Origin of the sequence: Flavobacterium sp. EDS, from assembly GCF_020991525.1 — a bacterium.
In the GTDB taxonomy this organism is placed as follows: Bacteria; Bacteroidota; Bacteroidia; order Flavobacteriales; family Flavobacteriaceae; genus Flavobacterium.
On the sequence record NZ_JAJMOZ010000001.1, the window covers coordinates 607628 to 629776 of the forward strand.

The 22149-nt window shown below is 31.8% G+C and carries 17 protein-coding genes; 10 read left to right on the forward strand and 7 right to left on the reverse strand.

The features are described 5' to 3' along the window. Positions 1 to 2 precede the first annotated feature (2 nt). Complete coding sequence (locus LPB87_RS02675; RefSeq protein WP_230604835.1) at positions 3 to 887, reverse strand: glycosyltransferase family A protein; 885 nt, start codon at positions 885 to 887, stop codon at positions 3 to 5. Positions 888 to 994: 107 nt separating this feature from the next. Between LPB87_RS02675 and LPB87_RS02680 the strand changes: the two genes are divergently transcribed. Continuing rightward, complete coding sequence (locus LPB87_RS02680; RefSeq protein ID WP_230604836.1) at positions 995 to 1156, forward strand: hypothetical protein; 162 nt, start codon at positions 995 to 997, stop codon at positions 1154 to 1156. Positions 1157 to 1185: 29 nt separating this feature from the next. Further along, a complete protein-coding gene (locus tag LPB87_RS02685; RefSeq protein WP_347348920.1) occupies positions 1186 to 1827 on the forward strand; it encodes a class I SAM-dependent methyltransferase in 642 nt (213 codons plus the stop codon). Positions 1828 to 1839: 12 nt separating this feature from the next. Here the strand turns inward: LPB87_RS02685 and LPB87_RS02690 are convergent, their stop codons facing one another. After that, positions 1840 to 2523: an ATP-binding cassette domain-containing protein gene (locus tag LPB87_RS02690; RefSeq protein ID WP_230604841.1), complete on the reverse strand. Its 684-nt coding sequence runs from the start codon at positions 2521 to 2523 to the stop codon at positions 1840 to 1842. A gap of 237 nt (positions 2524 to 2760) precedes the next feature. On the opposite strand from LPB87_RS02690, the gene LPB87_RS02695 reads away from it, so the two are divergent. From LPB87_RS02695 to LPB87_RS02705, 3 genes are all read left to right on the forward strand, one after another. Then, the gene (locus LPB87_RS02695; RefSeq protein WP_230604844.1) at positions 2761 to 5775 is read left to right on the forward strand and encodes a tetratricopeptide repeat protein; all 3015 of its coding nucleotides are present in this window, start codon (positions 2761 to 2763) and stop codon (positions 5773 to 5775) included. Positions 5776 to 5864: 89 nt separating this feature from the next. After that, positions 5865 to 7637, forward strand: coding sequence for a TonB-dependent receptor (locus LPB87_RS02700; RefSeq protein ID WP_230604845.1), 1773 nt, complete (start codon positions 5865 to 5867; stop codon positions 7635 to 7637). Positions 7638 to 7838: 201 nt separating this feature from the next. Further along, on the forward strand, positions 7839 to 8288 hold the full coding sequence (locus tag LPB87_RS02705) for a hypothetical protein (RefSeq protein ID WP_230604847.1): 450 nt from the start codon (positions 7839 to 7841) through the stop codon (positions 8286 to 8288). Positions 8289 to 8321: 33 nt separating this feature from the next. On the opposite strand, the gene LPB87_RS02710 is transcribed toward LPB87_RS02705, so the two are convergent. From LPB87_RS02710 to LPB87_RS02720, 3 genes are read right to left on the reverse strand one after another with little or no spacing between them, the layout of a single operon-like run. Beyond that, a complete protein-coding gene (locus LPB87_RS02710) occupies positions 8322 to 8780 on the reverse strand; it encodes a MarR family transcriptional regulator (RefSeq protein ID WP_195735050.1) in 459 nt (152 codons plus the stop codon). A gap of 12 nt (positions 8781 to 8792) precedes the next feature. Continuing rightward, positions 8793 to 9236 (reverse strand): EVE domain-containing protein, encoded by a 444-nt coding sequence (locus tag LPB87_RS02715; RefSeq protein WP_230604849.1) that lies wholly within the window; start codon positions 9234 to 9236, stop codon positions 8793 to 8795. Next, a complete protein-coding gene (locus tag LPB87_RS02720; RefSeq protein WP_230604851.1) occupies positions 9229 to 9657 on the reverse strand; it encodes an SRPBCC family protein in 429 nt (142 codons plus the stop codon). The genes LPB87_RS02715 and LPB87_RS02720 overlap by 8 nt, the downstream gene beginning before the upstream one ends. 451 nt (positions 9658 to 10108) lie before the next feature. Here LPB87_RS02720 and asnB (LPB87_RS02725) point away from each other — a divergent pair, with 451 nt between their 5' ends. The 5 genes from asnB (LPB87_RS02725) to secDF all read left to right on the forward strand — a co-directional run bounded on the left by asnB (LPB87_RS02725) (position 10109) and on the right by secDF (position 20010). Next, complete coding sequence (gene asnB / locus LPB87_RS02725; protein ID WP_230604853.1) at positions 10109 to 11785, forward strand: asparagine synthase B; 1677 nt, start codon at positions 10109 to 10111, stop codon at positions 11783 to 11785. A gap of 154 nt (positions 11786 to 11939) precedes the next feature. Next, on the forward strand, positions 11940 to 13556 hold the full coding sequence (asnB, locus tag LPB87_RS02730; protein WP_230604855.1) for an asparagine synthase B: 1617 nt from the start codon (positions 11940 to 11942) through the stop codon (positions 13554 to 13556). A 258-nt stretch (positions 13557 to 13814) separates the two neighbouring features. Further along, entirely contained in the window at positions 13815 to 15755 is a 1941-nt protein-coding gene (gene gyrB / locus LPB87_RS02735; protein ID WP_230604857.1) for a DNA topoisomerase (ATP-hydrolyzing) subunit B, read from the forward strand. Between the two features lie 122 nt (positions 15756 to 15877). Further along, positions 15878 to 16813, forward strand: coding sequence for a malate dehydrogenase (gene mdh, locus LPB87_RS02740; RefSeq protein WP_129537624.1), 936 nt, complete (start codon positions 15878 to 15880; stop codon positions 16811 to 16813). Between the two features lie 224 nt (positions 16814 to 17037). Next, positions 17038 to 20010 carry a protein translocase subunit SecDF gene (secDF, locus tag LPB87_RS02745; RefSeq protein ID WP_129537625.1) on the forward strand — a complete coding sequence of 991 codons (2973 nt, stop codon included), beginning with the start codon at positions 17038 to 17040 and terminating at the stop codon, positions 20008 to 20010. 833 nt (positions 20011 to 20843) lie between these two features. Here secDF and lgt read toward each other — a convergent pair. Further along, positions 20844 to 21773, reverse strand: a complete 930-nt coding sequence (lgt, locus tag LPB87_RS02750; RefSeq protein ID WP_129537626.1) for a prolipoprotein diacylglyceryl transferase — start codon at positions 21771 to 21773, stop codon at positions 20844 to 20846. A 63-nt stretch (positions 21774 to 21836) separates the two neighbouring features. Then, positions 21837 to 22085 (reverse strand): membrane protein insertion efficiency factor YidD, encoded by a 249-nt coding sequence (gene yidD, locus LPB87_RS02755; protein WP_129537627.1) that lies wholly within the window; start codon positions 22083 to 22085, stop codon positions 21837 to 21839. Positions 22086 to 22149: the final 64 nt, after the last annotated feature.

Here is a 22149-nt window from a genome sequence, read left to right on the forward strand (position 1 = left end):
ATTTAGTTTTTTAAAGTGCAATAAAAACCCAACCGATATAGGTCAAAAATAAAAAGTGAGGGATTATTACTCAATAAGTTTTTGTTTAATGATGATTTTAAAAGCAAAAATAATTTTCCATAAATTACAGAAAGTTTATACTTGTCTATCATTTTATGATAATACGAAAGTTTGACATATTCTATATCAATAAGCTTTTTGTCAACTAGATATTTTAATCCACTTACAGATTCTTCCGATTTTTTTAAGAAAGTTTCACTGTTTTCAATTCCTAGGTGATAAACAGGATTATTAATATGGATTATTTGAATGTCATTTTGCTTTAATTCGAAAGAAAATAAAGTATCTTCATGTCTTAAATTTGGAATTTCTTCATTGAAACATACTTTTTTAAAGATTGATTTTGTAATCAAAAAGTTTAATGTTAATAAGGAAATATGTGGATTTTCTTGTCTTTTCTCAACTACTAATGCTTCTCTTGATTTTCCATAAACCCATCTTAGGACTTCAGATTTTATGGGTTTCTCTTTTTGATATTGGATTCCACCGTAAACTACTTTTTCTTCGATATTTATTTGAAGAATATAATTAGAGATAAAATTAGAATGAATTGGTAATGTATCAGCATCAAGGAAAAGGAGGTTTTCAAAGTAAGCTTTCTGAGCCAATACATTCCGAATAGCACTACGACCTATATTATGTTCTAAAATAGTATAAGAAGTATTCTTTAATAAGTTTATTTCGTTATTTTCAATTAAGTATTGATTTGATCCATCATCCTGACAAATAATCTCAAATTCGATTTCAGATTCTAAACATTGCCTATGTAACTCCTTGATAAGAGGACAAATATTGTAATTATATACTGGAATAAGAATGGAAAGCATTAATTGTCGTTTTTTAAAATATATTTGTAAAGAAAATACTTTTTATTAAAAAAATCTCTTTGTTAATAAAAATGATATCAAGTTTATATAAAAGTAAAACACTGAAAATGAATTTAAGATCTGTTTATTATTTTATTTCTCCAAAATCAAGACTTGTTGCACGAAAAATATATTACTCTCCTTTTGATCTGTTCAATTCATTAAGTGGACGTAAAAAGAAAATGGTTCCAAATAAAGGAGATATTTTATTGGCTCGGGAGACTTCGTAGAGCAAGGGAAACATCATCTTAAGCTTCTAATAGAGTATGCAAAGCTAAAACCAAATCATTCGGTTCTGGATGTTGGATGTGGTATTGGTAGAGTTGCAGTTCCACTTACTAACTATTTATTAGCTGATAGTAGCTACGAGGGATTTGATTTGGTTAAGAAAGGCATTAGTTGGTGTAAAAATAATATAACGATAAATTTTCCTAATTTCAATTTTCAGCATATCCCTTTAAACAATGATTTGTATAGCTTAACAAATCAAAAAGCTGAAAACTTTACGTTTCCTTATCTTGATAATTCTTTTGATACTGTGTTTTTATTTTCAGTTTTCACACATATGCAACCATTAGAGATTCAAAATTATCTTAATGAAATTTATAGAGTATTAAAGCCTGGTGGAAGATGTTTAGCTACATTTTTTGTTTATGATGAAATTAATGAGAGTATGATTTCAAACAATAACGGAACTTATATTTTTCCATATAAAAATGAAGGATATAGATTGATGAATGAAAAAGTACCATCAGCTAATATCGCTTTTAATGAAAAGTATTTATATAAAATGGCAGGGCTAAGTAAATTAAAAATTGAGAATAAAATATACGGAACTTGGTCTAAAAGAGGAGATAAGCCCCTATTAGATTTTCAAGATATCTTAGTTTTTGAAAAATAATTTAAAAGTGTATTACACCGTTCTCTGAACTACTTCAAAAATTCTGGCATCTTCACATTTTAATGTTTTTGAAGGGAATTTCATTAATAATGCATAATCGTGTGTTGCCATGATAATGGTTTTTCCAAGTGCATTGATGCTTCTTAAAACTTCAAGAACTTCTGAACTTGTTTGAGGATCTAGGTTTCCTGTAGGCTCATCAGCAAGAATAAATTCAGGATCGTTTAGTAAAGCTCTTGCAATTGCAACACGTTGTTGCTCTCCACCAGAAAGTTGATGAGGCATTTTTTGAGTAAATTCTTTCATACCAACTTTATCAAGAACTTCATCGATTTTACGTTCCATTCCTTCTTTATCAACCCATCCCGTTGCTTTAAGTACAAAAAGCATGTTATCTTGTACAGTTCTGTCTGGAAGTAATTTAAAATCTTGAAATACAATCCCAATTTTACGTCTCAAATACGGAATGTCATTTTCTTTTAGGGTAGCCAAATCAAAGTCAACAATATGACCTTCACCTTCTGTTAATGGTAAGTCGCCATATAAAGTTTTCATGAAACTACTTTTTCCAGAACCTGTTTTTCCGATGATATAAATAAACTCTCCATGTTTTACTTCTAAATTTACATGAGATAAAATATTTTTTCCTTCTTGATAAATAGCTACATCTTTAAGAGACAGTACGGTTTGTGACATGATAAAATTAATTTGAATGGTAAAAGTAATAAGTTAACGGCTGTATTCAAAATAAAATTTCCTCATTTAAAGAAATAGTCCTTTATATACCATTATTTAAGGCTATAAGTGTGTGGATGTTGGCTTTTATAAGAGTGTTAAATGATGATAGTTGTGGTTTTGTTTATAATAAATACTAAAACCAATTCGTTATACCCAGTAGAAAATGATACATTTGAAAATTAAATTAAAATCACAATGCACAAACTTTCACGGTTAATTTTTATACTAGTTTTCCTTTTATCGATTAAGGTTTCGGCACAAAAGTCGGCTATTTATACCTATGATTTAAAGGATTTTGACAAAGCAGTTTCTTTATATAATGACAAACAATATGCATCGGCTCAGATTATTTTCGAAAAAGTAAAAGAAAAAGATGCGAGAGAAGAAGTAAAGGCAGATTGTACTTATTATATTGCTAATTGCGCCATAAGAACCAATCAGCCAAATGCTGATGAGCTTATGGAGCGTTTTGTTGAGGATTACCCAATAAGCACCAAACAAAATCAAGCTTACATTGAAGTAGCTCATTATTTTTTCGACCAGGCAAATTATCCAAAAGCATTGCAGTGGTTTGATCGTGTAGATGAAAGCTATATGAGCAAGAGCGATTTAGATAAATTTAACTTCCAGAAAGGATACAGTTACTTTAATTCTAAAAAGAAAAAAGAAGCAACAACTTATTTTAATAAGGTGGTGAATTCTCCTGAATATGGTTCTCAAGCCAAGTATTATTTAGGATTTATGGCTTATGAAGGCGATGATTATAAAGAAGCAACCAAATATTTTGATGAGGTTTCAGGAGAAGAGAAATACAAAGAAAAGCTTTCGTATTATCAGGCTGATATGAATTTTAAATTAGGGAATTTCCAAAAAGCAATTGATTTAGGGCAAAAAGCAATGCCGAAATCAAATGAAATCGAAAAGTCAGAATTGAATAAGATTATCGGAGAGAGCTATTTTAATTTAAAAGCATATGATAAGGCAATTCCGTTTTTAGTACAATATAAAGGTAAAAAGGGGAAATGGAATAATACTGATTTTTACCAATTAGGATATGCTTACTATCAGCAAAAAGATTACGAAAATGCTATCTCACAATTCAATAAAATTATTGAAGGAAAAGATTTTGTAGCACAAAATGCATATTATCATTTAGGTCAGAGTTATTTAAATACTGATAAAAAGCAACAAGCTTTAAATGCATTTAAGAATGCTGCCGAAATGGATTATGATAAAGCAATTCAAGAAGATGCAAGTTTAAATTACGCTAAGCTGAGTTACGAAATTGGGAATTCATACCAAAATGTACCAGTAGTATTGCTTGATTTTTTGAAGAAATACCCAAATAATTCTAGTAAATCTGAAGTAGAGAAGTTATTGATAGATTCTTATATTTCGTCTAAAAATTACAGTGAAGCTTTAAGCTTATTAGAAAAAAATAGATCTCCAGAGAATAGATTAGCTTATCAAAAAGTGCTTTTTTACAGAGGTTTAGAATTGTATAATGATAATAATTATCAAGAAGCTTCTAAGATGTTTGTGAAATCTCTTAACGAACAAAAAAGCCCTGAGTTTACAGCTCGTGCTACTTTTTGGAAAGGAGAAACAGAGTATCTGAATGATGATTTTAAAAATGCTTTAATCAGTTATAAACAATTTACAGGTTTGGCAGCTGCCAAAGCAACTCCGGAGTTTAAAAATGTTAATTATAATATTGCTTATACGTATTTTAAACTAAAAGAATATGATAATGCAGCCAATTCATTTCAAGCTCAAATTGATAATTCAAAAGAGGATACTTCAAGGCTACATGATTCTTACTTAAGATTAGCTGATTGTCGATTTGTAACCTCTAAGTATGCATTGGCACTGGAAGCTTATACAAAAGTGATGAGTTTTAAAGGAGTTGATGCTGATTATGCTTATTTTCAAAAAGCCATTTGTTATGGTTTTATGAATAAAAACGACAAAAAAATCGAAGAACTTAATGGGTTTCTTCAGATGTATAAAAAATCAGAATATCGTGATGATGCTATGTTTGAGTTAGCAAATACATATGCTGCAGTGAAAAAACAAGAGCAGGCAATTAAAATGTATGATCAATTGGTTGCTGAGTTTAAAAATGGAGCTTTCACAGCAAAGTCTATTTTACGTGAAGGACTAATTTATTATAACTCAGATAGAGATCAATTGGCTTTGGCGAAATTTAAAAAAGTTGCAGCTGATTTCCCTAGAACTCCAGAGGCTCTTGAAGCAGTTTCTACAGCGAGATTAATTTATGTAGATAATGGAAAAGTAGATGAATATGCAACTTGGGTACGTACGCTGGATTTTGTTGCAGTTACAGATGCCGACTTGGATAACGATACTTTTGAAGGGGCTATAAAACAATATGATCAAAATTATACTAAACAAGCGATTGTAGGTTTGAGTAGCTATGTGAGTAAATTTCCAAAAGGAATCCATGCACTGGAAGCGAATTTTAAATTAGCGCAAGCATATACGGCAGAAGGCTCAGAAACTAAATCGATCCCTAATTATCAATATGTAATCGAGCAGCCTCGTAGTGAATATACAGAGCAATCTTTAATGCGATTGGCTCAGATATTCTTAAAAGCTAAAGATTGTGACAGCGCAATTCCTGTTTTATCTCGTATAGAAAACGAAGGAGATTCTTTTCAAAATAAAACATTTGCGCAAGCGAATCTGATGAAATGTTATTATGATAAAAATGATTATAGTAACTCGGTTGTATATGCAGAAAAAGTATTGCAAAACCCTAAAACAGATGAAAATGTAAAAAGTGATGCTCAAATTATTGTAGCAAGAGCAGCAATTAAATCTGGCGATGAAGATAAGGCTAAAACAGCTTATGCAAAATTGGCTACAACATCAAAAGGAGAGTTGGCAGCAGAATCATTGTATTATGATGCTTATTTTAAAAATAAAGAAAATAAGTATGATGCTTCAAATGCAGCAGTACAAAAATTAGCTAAAAACTATTCATCATTTAAATATTTTGGAGCAAAAGGATTGGTGCTAATGGCGAAAAATTTCTATGGGCTAAAAGATAGTTATCAAGCGACTTATATTTTAGAAAATGTAATTCAGAATTTTACAGCTTATCCAGATGTGGTTTCTGAAGCTGAAAAAGAATTAAGTGCTATTAAAGCAGAAGAATCTAAAACCAATTCATCGATTACAAAGTAGAAAATAGAACAAAGAATATAGAATAAAGAGAATAGATATTGAAATCTATTTTCTATCCTCTTTTCTCTATTTTCTCAAAAAAATAAAATATGAAAATCAATTTCCAAAATAAACATATCGCTTTTCTTTTACTGCTAAGTTCACAGTTGACTTTGGCACAAAAAAAGGATGAAACAAAAAAGAAAGAAGAAACAATTGGAACCGAAGAAGTAAATGTGGTAAAAGCATATTTGCCTACAATTTCAGATGCTTTTAAGGTAAAAGAAATCCCTTCTTTAAATGATGAAGGGAATGCTCCTAAAGAAACGATTAAATATACTATTTTTTCTTTTCCAGTAGCATCGACTTTTACGCCTTCTAAAGGAAATGCCCAAGGAGTAGATAAGGCTAAAAAAGAGCATTTATTTACTAATTATGCAACTGCAGGAGTTGGGAATTATGGTAATTTAAATGCTGAATTATTTGTTGCGCAGGAATTAGGAAACAATGATTATATAGCAGGAATGTTTAAGCATCAATCATCACAAGGAGGAATAAAAGGAATAGATCTTAATGACAAATTTTATGATACTTCATTAGATGTGATCTATGGAGTAAAAAATAGAGATATGTCTTGGAGTATTGATTTAGGATATCAAAATCAGATTTATAATTGGTATGGACTACCAGTTGATTTTGGTTCAACTTTAACTCCGCAGGATCGTGGAATGCTGCTTAGTAGTATAAGTCCAAAGCATTCGTATAACGGAATTAATCTTGGAGGGAATATTGATTTCAGTGATGGGATTTTTACTAAAGCAAGTATGAAATATAGTCACTTTTCGGATGGTTTGAAATCTTCTGAAAATAGATTTTACATAAAGCCGTCTTTTAAAGTAGAGATAATGGATCAATCTATTAATACAGATGTAATTGTAGATTATGTAGGTGGAAGTTTTGAGAATAATTACGAGAAAACAAATTTACAGCCTATAAAATACGGTTTTACAAATTTTGGATTATCACCGAGTTTTGTAATGCAACAAGATGATTGGACGCTGAATTTAGGAGCTAAATTATTTTATAGTTTAGATAATGAAAATAGTAATAGTAAAATTTTAGTGTATCCAAATGTGACTGCTTCGTATAAGGTAGTTGGTGATTTAATGATTTTTTACGCTGGAGCGGAAGGGAATTTAGAGCAAAATACTTATATGGACTTTGTGGATCAAAACCCATTTTTATCTCCAACATTAAATATTAATCCAACAGATAAACAGTTTGATATTTTTGCAGGTTTAAAAGGGAAATTAGCAAATAATGTAAGTTATAAAGTTCAGGGGTCATATGTAAACGAAAGAAATAAAGCATTGTTTAAAAGCAATAATTATACAGAAGATATAGCTAATGAGAATTATGCTTTTGGAAACTCTTTTCAAGTAGTGTATGATGATATGACAACAATGCGTTTTTATGGAGAGTTAAAAGCCGATTTTTCAGAGAATGTTTCTTTCGGAATCAACGGAACTTTTAATAGTTATAGTAATGATCACCAAAGTGAAGCTTGGAATTTGCCAACAATGAAATTAAGTACAAGTTTAGATTTTAATGTTACTAAACAATGGTATGCAGGTTTTAATTTATTTTATGTAGGAGAAAGAAAAGACGAGCAGGTAAATACTAGCTTAGGAATAGATGCAAGTCCGATTACATTAAAAAGCTATTTCGATTTAAATGCGCATGTAGGGTATAAATACAGCGAAAGATTGACTTTCTATTTAAAAGCAAATAATATTACCAATCAGGCTTACCAAAGATGGTTAAATTACCCAGTTCAAGGTTTTCAGATTATGGCTGGGGCAAACTATAAATTTGATTTTTAAGAAGACTTAACCGCAAAGATTTACGCAAGTTTTGCAAATGTTTTAGCCTTGTATTCAGGAATGAATTTATTTTATTCCTGAATACAAGGCTAAGTTTTTTTTAATATATTAATTTGCGACCTTTGCGTGAGCCTGATATACTTTGTTGTTAGAAAAAAAACTTAGTATCTCAGTGTCTAAGAAACTTAGTACTTTAAAAAAATGACTTTCAAACAAAAAATACATACTTATTATTTACAAATGGTTCAGGATCGAATAGATGTTTTTAAAGACATGATTTCGGCATTAACTGAAGATTCTAAAAATGATGCTAAAGGTTCAGCAGGAGATAAGCATGAAACAGCTTTGTCAATGATGCATATTGAACAAGAAAAACTAACTAATAAATTAAAAGAAGCGATTGCTCAAAAGGCAATTCTGGATAGAATAGATGCTGATTTTGTTTCTTCAACTATTATTATTGGAAGTTTAGTTCAGGCAAACGGTATTTATTTGTACTTGAGTGTAGCTTTACCAAAAATAACAATTGATGGAGTTAATGTTATTGCATTGTCGCCTCAATCTCCACTAGGAGCTCATTTGATGGGAAATAAAGTTGGTTTTAAATTTGAGATTAACAAAACGTATTATACGATTGAGAGTGTTTTGTAATAAAAAGGCCTATCGCTTCTAATAATATTTAGACTATTTTTGTTTTAATAATGTGATTAGATTCTGATTTAAGCTTTTAGTATTTATGCCTAAAATAGAAAAGAATTTTTTGTCAAAAGCTTCTACAGTCACAATTGCTTTTTTTGTAATTTCTCTTCCTATTTCAGTTAGTACAACAATTTTAGCTCTGGTATCTGTAACGTGTTCTTGTCTGGTAATAAGATTTTTTTGTTGTAATGTTCTTAATACAGTAGAAGTCGTCATTGGATCTATTTTAGTATGAGATGACAATATAATTTGAGTTACTTCTTGTTTATGAAGTGTAAGCCAATGTATACTTGCCATAAGCACAAATTGAGAATGAGTAATATTGTATTGTTCTAAAGCCTTTTTGATTTCGCGTTGCCAAAGATTAGTTACTTGCCACAACAAAAAACCAGAACTTTCTTCTGGTTTTTCTACACTAAAAGTATTGTCTGTTGATTTACTCATTTTTAAGTTTTTTTATTTTGAATTTGTTGTATCATTTTTATCACAAATCATTTTTGAAGTTATAAAGTTAAAATCATTTTCATTGATTTCAAAGAAACCGTATCGGAATGGATAACCCCAGTATTTTTTGTCTGAGATAAATTCAAGATTTTCAATCATTGGAATTATCGAAATTTGATTGCATTTCATGAACTCAATATTTCTTCTGAAAGGCTTAAACTCTTCTGTCATTTCAAAGGAATACGTATGATCATCAATTACTCTTCCTAGTGCGGTAAACATTTGACACTTTTTATTTTCTTTCATTGTTATTTTAGAAGAATATATTATAATGTAATCATCTTTTGTCATTCTTTTCAGAGGTGCTTTTTTTCCATGACAAACCTGAATAAAATTGCCTTTTATAGCCAATTCTGTATGCTCTTTTGAAATAGCAGCAATCCAGTATTTACTCATGGTTAATTTTTTTTGCATTTTTAATTTGATTTTCAATATCAGCCGGTAAATGATTAACAATTTCTTTGGCAACTAATTTTACCCATAAAAAAGACAAAATCCCTTTAACAGTCATTGTAATACAAATTTTCAGACCTTCTTCAGTCTCTTCATAAGTATGTTCTCCATACATTTTAGCAAACGGGAAAGTGGTTAAATCTGTGAATTTTTTATTTTCTAAAATCTCAATCAGTTTAATTTTTATTCTTGGGCCTCCTTTTGGTTTAAGAATAAAATAGTTTCCAACTTTAAACTCTCCTATAAGCTCGGAATGTTCAACAGTATCATCCCATTTTTTCCAATTATTAATGTCTGTTGTTAATTTCCATATTTGTTCCTTAGTTATTTCTGTTGTAATTACAGAATAAGATTTTGTCCACATAAATTTTCTTGTTTTATTTTGTAAGTGCAAATATAGTAAGTGTACTTATTATAATGTAAATAATTTTGATATAAAATAGGGATGTTTTTTTTGAAAGTGTTTAAGTGTTTGAAATAGTGATATTTATTTATGTCTCTATTTTTTTATGTTAAAAATATATTCTTAGCTCTTTATAGTATTTACTCTTTAGAATTTAATAATGTTTGTCTAGTTATTATAGATTTTAATTCCAAGATTTCTTTTAAAATTTGCATTTCAGCACTTTGATTAGCCTAAAAATTGAAATCTTCAAGTTTGAGGCTTTCTTTAGTGTTAAAATTTTACATTTTAGATGTAAAAACAATTTTATGGTTACAGAATGAAACTAAAATAGCTATATGTGTTTTGTATTTGTAACTGTTATCGCATATTTGCCTTATCAAAATAAATAAAAATATAAAAATATATAGTTATGTGTGGAATAGTATGTGCCTTTGATCTAAAACAAAAAGCCGAAACCTTAAGACCTCAAGTATTAGAAATGTCTAAAATTATTCGCCACCGCGGACCAGATTGGAGCGGTATTTATAGCAATGATAAAGCAATCTTATCACATGAGCGTTTGGCAATTGTAGATCCGGCTTCAGGAAAACAGCCTTTGTTTACAGAAGATAAGAAATTAGTTCTGGCTGCAAATGGTGAAATATATAACCACAGAGAGTTACGTAAACAATTTGAAGGAAAATATAACTTTCAAACAGAAAGTGATTGCGAAGTTATCTTAGCACTTTATAAAGAAAAAGGACCTCATTTTTTAGATGAAATGAATGGTATTTTCGGATTTGCAATATATGATGTGGAAAAAGACGAGTATTTTATCGCTCGTGATCATATGGGGATTATTCCGTTGTATATTGGGTGGGATCAGGATGGAACTTTTTATGTAGCTTCAGAATTGAAAGCTTTAGAAGGGTATTGTACAAAAATACAGTTGTTTCCTCCAGGGCATTATATGACAAGTAAAGAAGGTGAATTTGTACAATGGTACAAAAGAGATTGGATGGAGTATGATGCTGTAAAAGATAATGAAACAAGCATTCCTGAAATTAAAAAAGCATTAGAAGCAGCAGTTCACAGACAATTAATGAGTGATGTGCCTTACGGAGTTCTACTTTCAGGAGGTTTAGATTCTTCTATAACATCGGCTGTAGCCAAAAAATATGCTCAAAAACGCATAGAGTCTGATGATACAACAGATGCTTGGTACCCGCAATTACATTCTTTCTCAGTAGGATTAGAAGGTTCGCCAGATTTAGCTGCAGCTCAAATAGTAGCAAAACATATAGGAACAATTCACCACGAGATTAAATTCACGATTCAAGAAGGTTTAGATGCGGTTCGAGATGTGATTTATAACTTAGAAACTTATGATGTAACTACAGTTAGAGCATCAACTCCAATGTGGTTAATGGCAAGAGTTATTAAGTCAATGGGAATTAAAATGGTGTTGTCTGGTGAAGGAGCTGATGAGTTATTTGGAGGGTATTTATACTTTCACAAAGCACCAAATGCAAAAGAATTTCACGAAGAAAACGTTCGTAAGTTAAGTAAATTACATATGTATGATTGTTTACGTGCAAACAAAAGTTTAGCCGCTTGGGGAATTGAAGGGCGTGTGCCATTCTTGGATAAAGAATTTATGGATGTAGCTATGCGTATCAACCCACAAGATAAAATGATCAATAAAGAGCATCCTATGGAGAAATGGGTAGTTCGTAAGGCTTTTGAAGATATGTTGCCAGAAAGTGTTGCTTGGAGACAAAAAGAACAGTTTTCTGACGGAGTGGGATATAGTTGGATTGATACTTTGAAAGAAGTAGTAGCAAAAGAAGTTTCGGATGAGCAATTGGCGAATGCAAAATATAAATTCCCTTTACAGACACCAACTTCTAAAGAAGAGTATTACTATCGTTCTATTTTTACAGAACATTTTCCAAGTGATGCAGCTGCCTTATGTGTGCCTCAGGAAGCAAGTGTAGCTTGTAGTACAAAAATTGCTTTGGAGTGGGATGAAGCTTTCAAAAACATGAATGACCCTTCTGGAAGAGCAGTTGCAAGTGTTCATGATGATGCATATGTTAAAGCATAAAAGAAATAAAATTATATCAAGGAAAACGCTCTCAATTTTTTGAGAACGTTTTCTTTGTTTTTTTTAAGTAAAAACTGATAATTTAGTGGTTAAAAGAGAATTTTTAGCCATATTTGTTACAGCAAATTTTTTAAACTATTAAAAAGATATAGTTATGTGTGGAATATTAGCCATTATTGGAAAAGGAAAAGACCCGCAACTTGTAAAAGAACTTTCGAAAAGAATGTCACATCGTGGTCCAGATGAAAGTGATTTGCATATAATGGAAAAGGGGCATATTATGAGTCATGAACGTTTGTCGATTATAGATCTACATTCGGGAAAACAACCTATTCAAGGAACATCTTCTGCTTGGATGATTCATAATGGCGAAATATATAATCATCAAGAATTACGTGATGGAATTTTGAAAGCACATACTTTTAGAACAAAATCAGATTCAGAAGTAATCGTTCATTTGTACGAGGAGTTTGGTTATGATTTTTGTAATATGCTCGATGGGGATTGGGCTTTTGTTGTAATTGATGGAGATGATTTTATTGCAGGAAGAGATCCGTTGGGAGTAAAACCGCTGTATTATGGTTTGGATGAAAGAGGAAGAATTTATTTTTCGTCAGAAATGAAGCCTATTGCAGATCAATGCAAGTCATTTTCAACATTTCCTCCAGGACATTATTACACACCAAAAACTGGTTTTGTAAAATATTATCAACCTGAATATGAAGATTATTTAAAGGCTGATCAAAACTTAAATTTGGAATTAATTCGAGAAACTTTGACTGAGGCAACTCGTAAGCGTTTGATGAGTGATGTGCCAATTGGAGTATTACTTTCAGGAGGATTAGATTCGTCTTTAACATCGGCAATCGCAGCAAGATTATTAGCAGAACGAGGAGAGAAATTACATTCGTTTTCAATTGGTTTAGATGGAGATGCGCCAGATGCAAAAGCGGCTAAAAAAGTAGCAGATTTCTTAGGAACAGAGCATCATGAAATACATTTTACAATAGAGCAAGGAATTGAAGTTCTTGATAGATTAATTTGGCATTTAGAGACTTATGATGTAACATCTGTTCGTGCAAGTACACCAATGTATTTCTTGTCTAAGGCAATTGCGGATTTAGGAATAAAAGTAGTGCTTTCGGGAGAAGGTGCAGATGAGATTTTTGGAGGCTATTTGTACTTTAGAAATGCTCCTTCTGCTGAAGAATTTCAAAAAGAAACTATCGAAAGAGTTCAGAAATTATTTACTGCCGATTTATTAAGAGCAGATAAGTCAACAATGGCTCACGGATTAGAAGCAAGAGTACCGTTTTTAGACAAAGCTTTCTTGGATGTGGCAGTTCGTATTAAACCAGAAGAAAAACAGCCTAAAACACATCAAGGAAGTGAAAAATATATATTAAGGAAAGCATTTGATACTCCAGAAGATCCTTATTTACCAGATGAAGTGTTGTGGAGGCAAAAAGAGCAGTTCTCAGACGGAGTAGGTTATAATTGGATTGATGAGTTAATTGAATATTGTTCTTCGAATGTTACTGATGAGCAATTAGCTGGAGCAACAACAGAGTTTCCTTATAACTCGCCCACTACAAAAGAAGCTTATTTTTACAGATCAATATTTCATAAATACTATCCACAGGTTAGCGCTGCGCAAACCGTTAGAAAATGGATTCCAAAATGGCAAGAAAACCAAGATCCAAGTGGGAGAGCAAATGCAGCTCACGTAAAAGCAGATACAGAAATTTCTAAATCGGGAGTTGTAGTTTGATAAAATGAGTTTCATTTTGAGTTAGAAATAATTAAGTAAGTCAATTAGCAAAATTTCAAAACAGCATTTAAAATGTTCGTTTTGGAATTTTGTTATTTATAATAGTTGGAGATTTTGTTTTTTATACTATAAAAAACGGGTTTTTTTAGTAATATGTTGATAACTTAAGTGCTTTAGATGGTATTTTAACGGATATATAATTTGCGTTTTTATATATTTGCGTGTTAGACAAATATTACATTTTTTAGAATAAATTATATGAGCGAAGAAATCAAGAAGAACAATTATTCAGCAGATAGTATTCAGGCATTAGAAGGAATGGAGCATGTAAGAATGCGTCCATCGATGTATATTGGAGATGTGGGTGTTCGAGGACTGCATCATTTGGTTTATGAAGTTGTGGATAACTCTATCGATGAGGCCATGGGAGGATATTGTGATACTATTAGTGTAGCAATAAACGAAGATGGATCAGTAACTGTAGAAGATAATGGTCGTGGTATCCCAGTAGATTTACATAAAAAAGAAGGAGTTTCAGCATTAGAGGTTGTAATGACCAAAATTGGTGCTGGAGGTAAATTTGATAAAGACTCGTATAAAGTTTCTGGAGGTTTGCACGGAGTTGGGGTTTCGGTAGTAAATGCACTATCGGTTCACATGAGGTCAACCGTTTTTAAAGATGGTAAGGTTTACGAGCAAGAATACGAAAGAGGTAAAGCATTGTATCCTGTTAAGCAAATTGGCGAAACAGATAAAAGAGGTACACGTCAGACATTTTACCCAGATAATACTATTTTTACACAGACAACAGAGTTCTCTTACGACACTTTGTCGGCTCGTATGCGTGAGTTATCTTATTTGAATAAAGGGATAACAATCACATTTACAGATAAAAGAGAGGTTGATGAAAAAGGAGAATTCAAAAGTGAAGTTTTTCATTCTGATGAAGGATTGAAAGAATACATTCGTTACCTAGACGGAAACCGTGAGCCGATTATCTCGCACGTTATCTCTATGGATCATGATAAAGGAGAAATTCCTGTAGAAGTAGCTTTGATTTATAATACAAGTTATACGGAGAATATTTTTTCTTATGTAAATAATATTAATACACACGAAGGAGGTACACACCTGCAAGGTTTTAGAACTGGATTAACCAGATCATTAAAGAAATATGCAGATGCTTCAGGAATGTTGGATAAATTAAAATTCGATATTTCAGGAGATGACTTCCGTGAGGGACTTACTGCAATTATCTCTGTAAAAGTATCTGAACCACAATTTGAAGGGCAAACAAAAACTAAACTAGGAAATAGAGAAGTTGTTTCGCCAGTGAGTCAGGCTGTGAGTGAGATGATTGAGAATTATTTGGAAGAAAATCCAAATGATGCTAGAATTATTGTTCAAAAAGTAATTCTTGCTGCTCAGGCACGTCACGCTGCTAAGAAAGCACGTGAAATGGTACAACGTAAAACCGTAATGGGTGGAGGCGGATTGCCAGGTAAATTATCTGATTGTTCAGAGCAAGATCCTGCACGTTGCGAAGTATATCTTGTCGAGGGAGATTCGGCGGGTGGAACTGCAAAACAAGGACGTGATCGTGCATTTCAGGCAATTTTACCATTACGTGGTAAGATTTTGAATGTTGAAAAAGCAATGCACCATAAAGTATTCGAAAACGAAGAGATTCGTAATATTTTTACAGCTTTAGGAGTAACAGTTGGAACTGCTGAAGATAGTAAAGCATTAAACTTAGATAAACTTCGTTACCATAAAGTAATTATTATGTGTGATGCCGATGTCGATGGTAGCCACATTTCTACATTAATATTAACATTCTTCTTCCGTTTTATGAAAGAGCTAATAGAGGAAGGACACGTATATATAGCTGCTCCACCTTTATATTTGGTTAAAAAAGGAAATAAAAAAGAATATGCTTGGAATGATGTTCAACGTGATCAAGCTAATGAAAGAATGGGTGGAAGCGCAGGAATTCAACGTTATAAAGGTCTTGGGGAGATGAATGCTGAGCAATTGTGGGAAACTACAATGGATCCAAATTTCAGAACTTTGCGTCAAGTAAATATTGATAGTTTAGCAGAAGCAGATAGAGTTTTCTCTATGTTAATGGGGGATGAGGTTCCGCCACGTAGAGAATTTATTGAGAAGAATGCAGTTTATGCTAAAATTGATGCTTAAAAAAGTTTAATTGTTATATTTGTTTAGTTGACTGTTGCTTATATTAGCTGTCAAGTAAATTGATTGTAATAAGCAATTAATCCAATAAAAAATTAACTAATAACCGAATAAATTTTTAAAATATGAAAGTTACCATTGTAGGAGCAGGAAACGTTGGAGCCACTTGTGCTGACGTTATTTCTTATAGAGGAATTGCAAGCGAAGTAGTATTATTGGATATCAAAGAAGGTTTTGCTGAAGGTAAAGCTTTAGATATTATGCAATGTGCTACAAATACTGGTTTTAATACCAAAGTAACTGGGGTAACAAATGATTATTCTAAAACAGCTGGTAGTGATGTAGTGGTAATTACATCTGGAATTCCTAGAAAACCAGGAATGACTCGCGAAGAATTAATTGGAATCAATGCTGGAATTGTGAAAACAGTTGCTGAAAATGTATTGAAGCATTCGCCAAATACAATAATTGTAGTGGTTTCTAATCCGATGGATACAATGACTTACTTAGCGTTGAAATCTACTGGATTACCAAAAAACAGAATAATTGGTATGGGAGGAGCACTTGATAGTTCTCGTTTTAGAACCTATTTGTCTTTGGCATTAGATAAACCAGCTAATGACATTTCGGCTATGGTAATTGGAGGTCATGGAGATACAACTATGATTCCATTGACACGTTTAGCTTCGTATAATGGTATTCCTGTAACAGAATTTCTTTCAGAAGAAGTTTTGCAAAAAGTAGCAGCTGATACTATGGTAGGAGGGGCTACACTTACTGGGCTTTTAGGTACATCTGCTTGGTACGCGCCAGGAGCTTCAGTAGCGTATTTGGTTGACAGTATTTTAAATGATCAAAAGAAAATGATAGCATGTTCTGTTTTTGTTGAAGGCGAATACGGGCAAAATGATATTTGTATTGGTGTGCCATGTATTATTGGTAAAAACGGTGTTGAGGAAATCTTAGACATCAAATTGAATGACCAAGAAAAAGCATTATTTGCTAAAAGCGCAGATGCAGTTAGAGGAATGAATGACGCTTTAAAGTCGATTTTAGTATAAGATTTACGAGTAAATAGGAGAAGACTGCACTTTTGCAGTCTTTTTTTTGAGATTAATTAATAAATAAATTGGTTAATCTTTTCGTTAATTATATATTTGCTCGGTTTAAAAAAATGATGCAATTTATGATTTCGTCATTCTAAATATGAAAACTTGCTCAACGGCTTGATATTGTATGATTTAAAACAAAACAAACTATAAAACATAATTAATTTTTAGTAATAATGCAGAATAAAGGACTTATTAAATTTTTCGCAATTCTATTTGCATTGGTAAGTATTTACCAACTTTCCTTCACTTTTGTCGCTGATAAGGTAAAAAGTGATGCGAAATCTTTCGCAGGAAATGATCCTGATAAAGAAATTAAATATTTGGATTCTATTGGTAAAGAAAAAGTTTTCAATTTAGGATTTACTAGTTTTACTTTTAATGAAGTAAAAGACAAACAAATCAATAAAGGTCTTGACTTAGAAGGTGGAATAAATGTTATTCTTCAGATTTCTGTAAAAGATGTTTTGAAAGGATTGGCTAATAATTCTAAAAATCCAGTTTTTAATAAGTCATTAGCGGATGCAACTGCAAATCAAAAAGGAAATCAAACGTATTTAGATGCGTTTTTTGAAGCATTTGAAGCAAATTCTAATGGAACAGTAAGATTAGCTTCTCCAGACATCTTTGCTAACAGAAGTTTGCAAGGTGAAGGTGGGATTGATTTCCAAATGAGTGATGCTCAAGTTAAAAAAGTAATCAAAAGAAAAGTTGATGAGTCTGTAGATAGTGCTTTTGGAGTACTAAGAAAACGTATCGATAAATTTGGTGTTACACAACCAAATATTCAAAAAATTGGAGAAACAGGAAGAATTCTTGTTGAACTTCCAGGTGCAAAAGATGTTGATAGAATCAAGAAATTATTGCAAAGTACTGCTCAATTAGAGTTTTGGGAAACATACAAAATTGAAGAAATGGGTAATTTCTTAGTGGCTGCAAATGAAGCCTTGAAGAAAACTGAAATCAATAAAGTTGAAACTAAAGCTGTAGTTAAAGATTCATTGAATGATTTACTTACAGGTGGTAAAGATTCACTTGCTACTAAAAAAGGAAACAATCCTTTATTTGATAAAATTATAGGTCAAGGTGGTGGGCCAGTTTTAGGTCTTTTCTCACCAAAAGATACTGCTGTTGTAAACAGTTATTTAAAAAGATCTGACATCAGAGTATTGTTGGCTCCAGATCAACATTACGCAAAATTTGTTTGGGGAAAACCAACAGATGTTAAAGATGCAAAAGGAAAAGAAATTGAAGCAGTTGAATTATATGCTTTAAAAGGAAATAGAGATAACGTTGCTGCAATGAGTGGTGGTGTTGTAACTGATGCTAAAGATACTTTTGACCAAATGGGTAAGCCAGCTGTATCTATGCAAATGAACAGCCAAGGAGCTAGAGCTTGGGAAGAATTAACAGGAAGAGCATATACTCAAAAAAGCAATATAGCTATTGTTCTTGATGATATCGTATATTCTGCTCCAGGAGTTTCTAGTGGTCCAATTTCAGGAGGAAGATCTGAGATTTCAGGTGTATTTGATGTTACAGAAACTAAAGATTTAGCAAACGTATTAAGAGCTGGTAAATTACCTGCAGCTGCTGATATCGTTCAGTCAGAAGTTGTAGGGCCATCCTTAGGTCAAGAAGCTATTGATAATGGAACAACTTCTGCTATCGTAGGTTTACTTTTAGTATCTCTTTGGATGATGATTTATTATGGTAAAGCTGGTTGGTATGCTAATCTTGCATTGGCAGTTAACTTACTTTTCTTATTTGGTATTTTAGCAAGTTTAGGAGCGGTTCTTACATTGCCAGGTATTGCTGGTATCGTGTTGACAATGGGAACAGCAGTAGATGCGAATATCATTATATATGAAAGAGCAAAAGAAGAATTGAGAGCAGGTAAAACACTTGACGAAGCAATTAAAACTTCATATAGCTGGAGAGGTGCAATGTCATCTATTACAGATGCAAACGTTACGCATATTTTAACTGGAGCTGTATTGTTTATATTTGGTTCAGGGCCAATTAAAGGTTTTGCTACTACTTTGTTAATTGGTATTATTACCTCTTTATTTACTTCTATCTTTATTGCTAGAATATTTATTGACAGAAATATTAGCAGAAAGAATGATTTAACATTCGTGACTAATTTCTCTAAAAACATGTTTAATAACTTCCATTTCGATTTCTTAGGAGTTAAAAAATGGACGTACTTATTCTCAAGTGTTGTTGTTGTTGTTAGTATTGCATCATTATGCATAAACGGATTAGATCAAGGTGTAGATTTCGTTGGAGGAAGAACATTCCAAATTCGTTTTGAGAAACCTGTTCAAGCAGAAGTTGTTAAGGATGAATTGGCTGTGGTTTTTGGTAGTGCTGAAGCAAAAGTTTTTGGTAAAGACAACCAATTAAAAATTACAACTAAATATAAAGTTGAAGAGCACGGTATTAAAGCTGACGAAGAAGTAAATAAATTATTGTTTGATAATTTGAAAAAGTACTATTCTGATGGTTTAACTTATGATAAATTCGTTAATGCTTATGAAGGTAAAAAATTAGGTATCGTACAAGCTTCAAAAGTAGGTCCAGCAGTTGCTGAAGATATTAAAACAAATGCATATTGGGCTGTACTTGGAGCAATGGCAATTGTATTCTTGTACTTAATGATTAGTTTTAGAAAATGGCAATTTAGTTTAGGTGCGATTGCAGCTATTGCTCACGACGTTATTTTTGTATTAGGTATTTATTCGTTATGTTATAAATTCATGCCGTTTGGTATGGAAGTAGATCAGCACTTTATTGCTGCGATCCTTACTGTAATTGGATACTCAATGAATGATACAGTAATTGTATTTGACAGAGTTCGTGAATTTTTAGCAGGAAAAACAAAAGGTTCTTTTGAGCAGATTGTAAATGACTCTATTAATACAACAATGTCTAGAACAATTAATACTTCATTAACGATGATCGTGGTATTATTGATCATGTTCATTTTTGGTGGGGAATCAATTAGAGGGTTTATCTTCGCTATGTTGGTTGGTATTATTGTAGGAACATATTCTTCTTTGTTTATTGCAACTCCAGTGTTAGTAGATTCTATCTCTGCAGCTGACAAGATCTCAATCGAAGAAAGACATAAAAATGCGGAATAATACTTCTGTTATTATTTAAGGAAAAAGGATTCAATGAAAATTGAATCCTTTTTTTTATGCAAAAATTTTAGCTATTAAGTTTCATTAAGCTTTGAACTCAATTTTCTTCAATCCATTCAATCTGTGGTGAAAAAATAAATATTAACTGAGTTTCATTAATAAGAGAAACTTAAATTTCTTCATCTCTTAATGGTTAGAGAAAATAAAACATAATGTTTTTAGTTTGAACGATTAAGAGATGAAGTTTCATTAAGCTTTGAACTCAATTTTCTTCAATTCATTCAATCTGTGGTGAAAAAATAAATATTAACAAAGTTTCATTAATAGGGGAAGCCTAAATTTCGTCATCTCTTAATGGTTAGAGGAAATAAAACATAATGTTTTAATTTACAGTCACAGTCGTATTTTGCGGTAAATAGTGAGTAGTTTTTGATTGTCAGTCACAGTTTTCAGTCTTAATGACAAGTTGGTGGTTTGCGGTAAATAACGATCCATTTAGGTGTTTTTAATCTTTCAGTGCGCGGTCCGTAATTCACAGTAAATAGGGAGTAGTCTCGGTTGTCTGTCGCGGAGAGAAGTAGCTACTGGTTAAGAATTTCTGTTTACGGTACTCGACGAGTATTAAATAGTAAACTTATATTGCGAACTTTGCATTGTTATATAAACCGAAATTACAACAAACGATTCACTGTAAGCTTAAGTTGTAAATTGTGACAGATAATTGTAATATGTAAATTGAAAACTGAGCGTAGCGACTGAAATAAACTGTTATAAAAAAAAACGCCCGATGTTCTTATATGAGAATATCGGGTGTTTTATATATTGTGTTTTATTTAGTTCACAGAGGCTTTTTTATTAGCTCTAATCATGAAGTAAGCTCCAACTATTATAAATGGAATACTTAGCCATTGTCCTGTTGAAAATAAGCCTAATTCGCTTTCTATACCGCCTTGGCTTTCTTTTACAAATTCGACTATGAAACGAACTACAAATAAAAGAACTAAAAATAAACCAAATAAATATCCTGGTTTTTGGCTTGCATTTGTTTTCCAGTATAAATAGTAAAGAATAGCGAATACAAAAATGTAGCAAAATCCTTCGTATAGTTGAGTAGGATGTTTTACTGGAACCTGAGCTAATAAATCAGCAAATTTCGGATCAGTTGCTATTGCATTGTATGCTTCTTTTGGATTAGCAATTTGTGTTTTGTTTATAGCATCATTTTTGCTAAAAGTATCATGTAAAAAACGAATTCCAAAAACAGAATCAGTTTCTTTTCCAATGATTTCTGAGTTAAAGAAGTTGCCTAAACGTACAAATATTGCTCCACTAGCAACAGGAAGGACAACTCTGTCTAGGATCCATAATAAGGGACGTTTTAATATTTTTTTGCTGTAATAGTACATTGCAATGATAATTGAAACTGCTGCACCATGACTAGCTAAACCTTGGTAACCTGTAAACTCAAAATTTGGACTAAAACGGAATGGTAAGAAAATTTCTGAAATATGATTTCTGTAATATTCCCAGTCATAAAATAATACGTGTCCTAAACGAGCTCCAATCAAAGTAGCCAAAACTGTCCATATAAAAAGAGAGTCTAATTTGTCGATAGGTTCATTTTCACGTTCGAAAATCCGTTTCATTATGTACCATCCCAATCCAAAGGCGATTACGAACATTAGGCTGTAATATCGAATCATGAAAAAACCTAAATCTATTCCTTCCGAAGGATTCCAAACAATGTTTAAAGCGTGTATCATGTAGTAATATATTTTTATGTTGTAAAAATAAAATTTTAAAATAGAGTTATACTTTATAAAAAGTTAATGTTTTAGATTGCATTTCTTCTCAGGAACGGGGTCGTAGCCACTTCCTCCCCAAGGATTACAACTGAGTATTCGTTTGATCCCTAAATAGCCACCATACAACAAACCGTGAGTTTGCAGTGCCTGTATCATGTAGCTTGAGCACGTTGGTTCAAAACGGCAAGCTGCAGGTGTAAAGGGTGATATCGCATTTTGATAAAACCGTACAAGTAAAACAAATGGATATATTACTATTTTTGATAACATACTTCGTTAGTAATCAGTGTTCAGAAAAAGTATTAAAAGGGTATTTTAATTTTTATAAACTGAG

Bases quoted from the DNA above. Each gene is read 5' to 3' on its own strand.
- LPB87_RS02675 (WP_230604835.1), bottom strand. From the start codon at position 887: ATGCTTTCCATTCTTATTCCAGTATATAATTACAATATTTGTCCTCTT.
- LPB87_RS02680 (WP_230604836.1), top strand. From the start codon at position 995: ATGAATTTAAGATCTGTTTATTATTTTATTTCTCCAAAATCAAGACTT.
- LPB87_RS02690 (WP_230604841.1), bottom strand. From the start codon at position 2,523: ATGTCACAAACCGTACTGTCTCTTAAAGATGTAGCTATTTATCAAGAA.
- LPB87_RS02695 (WP_230604844.1), top strand. From the start codon at position 2,761: ATGCACAAACTTTCACGGTTAATTTTTATACTAGTTTTCCTTTTATCG.
- LPB87_RS02700 (WP_230604845.1), top strand. From the start codon at position 5,865: ATGAAAATCAATTTCCAAAATAAACATATCGCTTTTCTTTTACTGCTA.
- LPB87_RS02705 (WP_230604847.1), top strand. From the start codon at position 7,839: ATGACTTTCAAACAAAAAATACATACTTATTATTTACAAATGGTTCAG.
- LPB87_RS02710 (WP_195735050.1), bottom strand. From the start codon at position 8,780: ATGAGTAAATCAACAGACAATACTTTTAGTGTAGAAAAACCAGAAGAA.
- LPB87_RS02715 (WP_230604849.1), bottom strand. From the start codon at position 9,236: ATGAGTAAATACTGGATTGCTGCTATTTCAAAAGAGCATACAGAATTG.
- LPB87_RS02720 (WP_230604851.1), bottom strand. From the start codon at position 9,657: ATGTGGACAAAATCTTATTCTGTAATTACAACAGAAATAACTAAGGAA.
- asnB (WP_230604853.1), top strand. From the start codon at position 10,109: ATGTGTGGAATAGTATGTGCCTTTGATCTAAAACAAAAAGCCGAAACC.
- asnB (WP_230604855.1), top strand. From the start codon at position 11,940: ATGTGTGGAATATTAGCCATTATTGGAAAAGGAAAAGACCCGCAACTT.
- gyrB (WP_230604857.1), top strand. From the start codon at position 13,815: ATGAGCGAAGAAATCAAGAAGAACAATTATTCAGCAGATAGTATTCAG.
- mdh (WP_129537624.1), top strand. From the start codon at position 15,878: ATGAAAGTTACCATTGTAGGAGCAGGAAACGTTGGAGCCACTTGTGCT.
- secDF (WP_129537625.1), top strand. From the start codon at position 17,038: ATGCAGAATAAAGGACTTATTAAATTTTTCGCAATTCTATTTGCATTG.
- lgt (WP_129537626.1), bottom strand. From the start codon at position 21,773: ATGATACACGCTTTAAACATTGTTTGGAATCCTTCGGAAGGAATAGAT.
- yidD (WP_129537627.1), bottom strand. From the start codon at position 22,085: ATGTTATCAAAAATAGTAATATATCCATTTGTTTTACTTGTACGGTTT.